Raw genomic sequence first — 5,972 nt, forward strand, 5'->3', positions numbered from 1 at the left:
GGCCACCGTCGCCCGAACGAAGGCACACCCCCGCCCTCGTCCTGACAGGAGCCAGAACCTTGTCCCGCCTCGCGCCTGCCGTGCCGCCCTGGCTTGCTCATGCTCTGCGTGCGCAAAGGGGGCCCGTGCCGTGGAACGCGGTGGTGCGCGGGGCGCTGGCCGCCGGCCCCCTGTTGCTCGTGGCCGTGCTCCTCGACCGGACCTCCGTCGGGGTCGTCGCCGCGCTCGGGGCCATGCTCGCGGGGATCAACGACCGGCCCGGGAGCCGGAGGGTCTCGGTCAAGCGGATCGGGGTGCCCGCGCTCGCGGGCGCCGGGGGACTGTTCGTCGGGACGTACGCCGGGGAACACACGCACGCCCTGGTGCTCACCCTCGTCCTCACCCTGCTCGGGCTGCTCGCCGGGAGTGTCAGTGCCATCGGGTCGGTGGCGTCGGGGGCCGGGACGCAGTTGCTCGTCACCGCGGCCATCGGCGCCGGGATGCCGTTGCCCGAGGCCGGGTGGGAGCGCGCGCTCGCCTATGTCGGTGGGGCCGCGTGGCTGCTCACCCTTCGGCTCGTGCTGCCCACGCCCGGAGCCGTCACGGGTGACTCGCGGCTGGAGTTCTGGCTCGACTTCCGGTTCGACGGGGAGCGTGCCGCCGTCGCCAAGGTGTACGACGCCATCGTGGAGTTGCTGGGCGCCACGGGTACGCCCCGAGCCACCGACCGGCGGGCCGCCCTGACCGCCGCGCTCGACCACGCGCAGGACGCCCTCGCCGGGCCCCGGCTGCGGCGGTACGCGAGCTCGGCGACCGAACGGCGGCTGCACGCCCAGTACGCCGCCGCGCTGCCCCTCGCCGAAGCGGCGACCGCGCTCGCCTGGGCGGGGGACGCCGTTCCCGCGCGAGCGGCGGAAGGGCCACGGCGCCTCGCCGTCGCCGTACGCGCCAACGCGCCCACCGGGCCGCTGCCCGCGCCCGCTCGTTCCGCGCCCGCACTGCGCGCCCTGGACGACGCGCTGCTGCGAGCCGCCGAGGCGTTCGACCACGAGGGCGATGTCCACGAAGAGAGGCTCCACAGACGGCGTCGTACCGCCAAGTCGGTCGTCCGGGTCGCCCTGGGGGCCGGCGGGCGTGAGTACGGGTTGCGGGTCGCCCTGTCGTTCGGGGCCAGCGCGGCCGTCGCGCAGGCCCTTCATCACGTCCACTGGTACTGGCTGCCCGCCACGGCCGTCTTCCTGGTCAAGCCCGACCTCGGGCCGCTCGCCTCGCGCGTGCTGTCCCGGGCGGCCGGGACCGTGCTGGGGGCGGTCGTCTTCGCCGGGTTCGCCGCCGTGCTGCCGCGGCCCGAGGGACTCGTGGCGCTCGTCGCCGTCTGCGGTGCGCTGATTCCCGTCGCCACGCGGCACTTCGCCGCGCAGACCGCCGTCGTCACCGTGCTCGTGCTCGCCCTCGTCATGGTGGGCGGCGATCCGCAGGCCTCCTGGAGCCGGATCCTGGAGACGCTGCTGGCCTGCGCGATCGTGCTGATCGTGGGCCACCTGCCGATGCCGGGGCAGCGGGGCGGCCGTGTGCGCGGTCGGCTGGCCAAGGCCGGCGACGCCGCGTACGCCTACCTCGCGCACGTGCTCAGCGAGTCCGACGACCGTGCCCGGCGGTGGACCCTGCGCCGCGAGGCCTACCGCACGCTCGCCGAGGCGCACGCCGCGATCGGCCTCTCCGCGGCCGAACTCCCCGCACTGGCCCGGCACACGGAGGGCACCGGCGAGGTCGCGGCGACGCTCGAACGCCTCGTCGACACCACCACCGCGTACGCCGTCCACCTCGACGACACCGGACACCTCACGCCCCAGGACATCGAGCGGCTCACCGAACTCCTGGACGAACTCACCGAGCGCGGCAGGCGGGCGGGGCTGAGCCGTCTGGCACCGGCGGCCCGCAGGGGCACCCTGCCGGGACTGCGGACGGCGGGCTAGAGCGGCTCCGGGCCGGGAGAAGGCTCGTTCACGTCCCCGGGCCGCACACCACCGTCGTACCGTGACCGCATGACGCCGTCTCGCGCTGGCTCCTCCGCGGATCTCCTCATCACCGGCTGCACCGCCCTCGTGCACGACGACCAGGAACAGATCGGGTTCGTCGAGGACGCCGCGATCGTCGTACGGGGCGGGGTCATCGAATCCGTCGGCCCGGCCGCGGGCACCACGGAGTTCCCCGCCGCCGAGCGCATCGACGCCCGGGGCCAGGTCGCCCTGCCCGGTCTCATCAACTGCCACACCCACGCCCCGATGGTCGCCCTGCGCGGAGTCGCCGAGGACCTGCCGGCCGAGGAGTGGTTCAACGACGTCGTCTGGCCGATCGAGTCGAACCTCACCCCGAAGGACGTGGAACTGGGCGCGCGGCTGGCCTGTGCCGAGATGATCCGCGGTGGGGTGACCTGTTTCGCCGACCACTACTTCGCGATGGACACGGTCGCCGCCGTGACGGCCGAGAGCGGGCTGCGCGCGCACCTGGGGGAGGCGTACTTCTCCTCCCAGGGGCCCGAAGGGCGCCGGAAGTCACTGGAGTTCGCGCTACGCCACCGGGGCGGCGCCGGCGGGCGCATCACCACCGCACTCGCCCCGCACGCCCCCTACACCGTCGACGACACCGACCTCGCCGCGACCGCCGAACTCGCCCGCGAACACGGCCTGCCCGTCCACCTCCACGCCTCCGAGAGCCGCGACCAGACCGACAACAGCCTCGCCCGGCACGGCGTCACGCCCATCGAGGTGCTGGAACGCACCGGGCTCCTCGGCGTCGACGCGGGCGTACTCATCGCGCACGGCACCGGCATCGTCGAGCGTGACCTGCCCGTCCTGGAGCGGGCGACAGGGCCGGTCGCCGTGGCGTCGGCGCCCCGCGGCTATCTGAAATTCGCCTGGCCCACGACCCCGGTACGGGCCCTGCGCCGCATCGGCATCGACGTCGGTCTCGCCACGGACGGTGCCGCCTCGAACAACTCGCTCGACGTGTGGGAGTCCATGGCGCTCACCGCGCTCGTGCAGAAGTCGACCGAGGGCGACCCGCGCTGGCTGACCTCACGGCAGGCGCTGCACCACGCCACGCTCCAGAGCGCCCGGGCCGTCGGGCTGGGGGAGCGTATCGGCAGCCTCGCTCCCGGCCGACGCGCCGACATCGTCCTCGTCGACGTCACGGGCCCGCACACCCAGCCCGTCCACGACCTCGCCGCGACGCTCGTGCACAGCGCCCGCTCCTCCGACGTCCGCACCACGATCGTCGACGGGCGCGTCCTCATGCGTGACCGGGAACTCCTCACCATCGACCTCCCGGCGACCGTACGGGAACTCGGCGAGCGCCTGCCCGCGCTGGTGGACCGCAGCCACGGGACGCGGATCCAGGAGTACGACAAGCCGCCGGAGTGAGTGTCGGACACGGCATGTACGGAAGGTGATGCGGAAAGTCACTCGTCAGTGCGCTTTCTGAGAGCTTCCTCACCGTTCTGCGTTGACCACGTGTCAACTACGTCTCATTACCGTCACGTAAAGAGCCGTTCACCCTGTGCAGGGCGTTTAACTCTACGAGTACCGGCTTTACATGGAGGTGCAGGGTGAACGGGCGAACAGTGCTGAAGCGCTTCCCCGCCGGCGGGCCGCGCGGATCGTGGCCGGCGGAGGAGTTCGCGCAGGCGCGCCGCCTGGAGGGCCAGGCCGCGGAGGTCGTCATGGACCTCGCCACCGACACGTTCCTGGTGATCGTGCGCGGAGCCGACTCCGGAGAGTGACCGTCAACACCACCGGGTCCGCGGCGGCCCGTCAGCCCGCCTCCCTCGTCGGCACCTTCGCCGTGAACTGCTCCGCCTGCAGCGCGTACAGCTCCGCGTAGACACCGCCCGTGGCCAGGAGCTCCTCCGGAGTGCCGGACTCCACCAGACGGCCCTGGTCGAGGACGTGCACCAGGTCGGCGTGGCGCACCGAGGCCAGGCGGTGCGTGATCAGGATGACCGTCTGGCCGGTGTCCGCCAGGGCCCGGATCTTCTCGAAGACCTCCAGCTCGGCGCGGGCGTCGAGGGCCGCCGTCGGCTCGTCCACGATCAGGATGTGCCCGCGCCGGTAGGCCGCCCGCGCGATGCCTAGCCGCTGCCACTGCCCGCCCGACAGCTCGTGTCCGCCGCTGAAGCCGCGCGCGAGGAGCGTGTCGAGGCCGCGCGGCAGATCCGCCACCACGTCCTGGGCCCCTGCCTCCGCGACCGACGAGGAGACGCGCTCGTCGGTCGGTGCCGCCGAAGGGCGGCCCACCGCGACGTTCACGCGGGCCGTGAAAGGCCACCGCTTGAAGTCCTGCGCCACCATCGCGATGCGCTCGGCGAGCTGCTGCCGGTCGGCGGTCGCCGTGTCCACGTCGTCCCACAGGATGCGGCCCCGGTCCGGGGCGTACAGCCCGGAGAGCAGCTTGACCAGGGTGGTCTTGCCCGAGCCGTTCTCGCCGACGAGCGCCACGATCTTGCCGAGAGGAACCGTCAGCGTCACGTCGCACAGCGCGGGCCGGGCCGCCTTGCCCGGGTACGCGAAGGTGACGTTCTCCAGGCGGATCTCGCTCGGGTTCGTGGGCAGCGGCTCCCCGCCCACCGGTATGGCGCGCTTGGCCGCCTCCACGTACAGGCGTTCCATGTCGCCCACGAACAGCGCTTCCTCGTGCAGTGCGTTGAGCTCCAGGACGAGCGTGTCGAGACTGGCCGAACCGGTGCGGATCGCGATGACCGCCGTCCCCGCCACGGACAGCGCCATGGCGCCCGTGAGCAGCAGACCACCGAGGGTCGCGTACGTCGCCACGGTCGCGATTCCCGTCCAGGCGGCGGCGAACAGGCCCGTACGAGCCGCGAGGCGGGCCAGCCGTGCCTGCTCGGCCTCCGCCGTCTCCGACATCGAACGGAAGTGACGCAGCAGGAACGGGCCCACCCCGTGCACGCGGATCTCCGGTGCCGCCTCGGGCTCGGTCAGCAGACTGCCGATCAGGTACCCCGCGCGCGCGTGCTGCACCCAGGCGTGGAACGACTCGTAACGGCGCCGGGCGATGGTCAGGGAGCTCCAGGCGCTCGGCAGCGTCATCGTCACGAGCAGCGGGAGCAGGGCCGGGTGCAGCACGGTCAGCACGCCCGCCGCCGCGACCAGCGAGATCATCGCGTTCACCACGCGTGCGGAGTAGGAGATCATCCGGCGTGCCGACTGTGCGCCGTACTTCGCGGTGTCGAGCAGTTTGTGGAAGGCGTCGTCCTCGATCGCGGCCAGCTCCACGGACGCCGCCCGCTCCAGGTACAGCTCCGTCGCCACACGCTCGACCTTGGGCTCGAGGCGACCGGTGGCGTACGTCGAGGCGGCGTGCAGCAACACGGTCAGGAGCCCGACGGCGGCGATCGTGACGAGTGCCGGGGCGGCGCCGCGCAACCGGTCCTCGACCGAGCCGTCGGCGATCAGCCTGGCCAGCACGGTGTTGACCGCCAGCAGGTTCACCGCCTGGGCCAGGCCCCGGCCGACCTCGGCGGCCAGCACGGTCCGGGCGGCCGGCCGGTCCGCCTGCCAGGCCAGCCGGAAACTGGAGGCGAGCAGCGACGGGAGCCGCCTCACCATGGCGCGGAAGTTCAGCTCCAGGAACGCGTCGGCGTGCTGCGACCAGCCCGTGTCGTACCGGAGCGGCCCGCCGAAGAGGAGCACCTCGGAGTCGGAGATCTCCGGCTGGTGGTCCTTTCCGTGGTCCTTCCCGTGCTCCTTTCCGCCTTTGCGTGGCGTGTGTTTGTTCGAGTCGGGCGTCTTCCCCACCCAGGCCTCCCCGATCGTCGGCGAACGCCACTATCGCGGGGCGGACGGCGGGGGACCAGAGCGCGTGACCGTCTTGTGGCGGCTCGTACGGGGCACGCGGGGCGCGAGCCACTGGATGACTGCGCGCGGGCAGGTGCGGGGGAGCGATGGGGTGGTCTGGGAGGGCGCTGGGACGGTCAG

Annotated in this window: 4 protein-coding genes; 3 read left to right on the top strand and 1 reads right to left on the bottom strand. The window is 73.0% G+C overall.

What is annotated here, in order from left to right; genetic code table 11:
- The first annotated feature begins 59 nt into the window (after nt 1-59).
- From FNH08_RS42510 to FNH08_RS42520, 3 genes are all read left to right on the top strand, one after another.
- Nucleotides 60-1,955, top strand: coding sequence for an FUSC family protein (locus FNH08_RS42510; protein ID WP_152776860.1), 1,896 nt, complete (start codon nt 60-62; stop codon nt 1,953-1,955).
- Nucleotides 1,956-2,024: 69 nt separating this feature from the next.
- A complete protein-coding gene (locus FNH08_RS42515) occupies nt 2,025-3,401 on the top strand; it encodes an amidohydrolase (RefSeq protein ID WP_152776861.1) in 1,377 nt (458 codons plus the stop codon).
- Nucleotides 3,402-3,586: 185 nt separating this feature from the next.
- Nucleotides 3,587-3,760, top strand: coding sequence for a hypothetical protein (locus tag FNH08_RS42520; protein WP_322726353.1), 174 nt, complete (start codon nt 3,587-3,589; stop codon nt 3,758-3,760).
- Between the two features lie 31 nt (nt 3,761-3,791).
- On the opposite strand, the gene FNH08_RS42525 is transcribed toward FNH08_RS42520, so the two are convergent.
- Complete coding sequence (locus FNH08_RS42525) at nt 3,792-5,603, bottom strand: ABC transporter ATP-binding protein (protein ID WP_152776863.1); 1,812 nt, start codon at nt 5,601-5,603, stop codon at nt 3,792-3,794.
- Between the last annotated feature and the right edge of the window lie 369 nt (nt 5,604-5,972).

This window comes from Streptomyces spongiae, assembly GCF_009377185.1.
Taxonomy (GTDB): Bacteria; Actinomycetota; Actinomycetes; order Streptomycetales; family Streptomycetaceae; genus Streptomyces; species Streptomyces spongiae.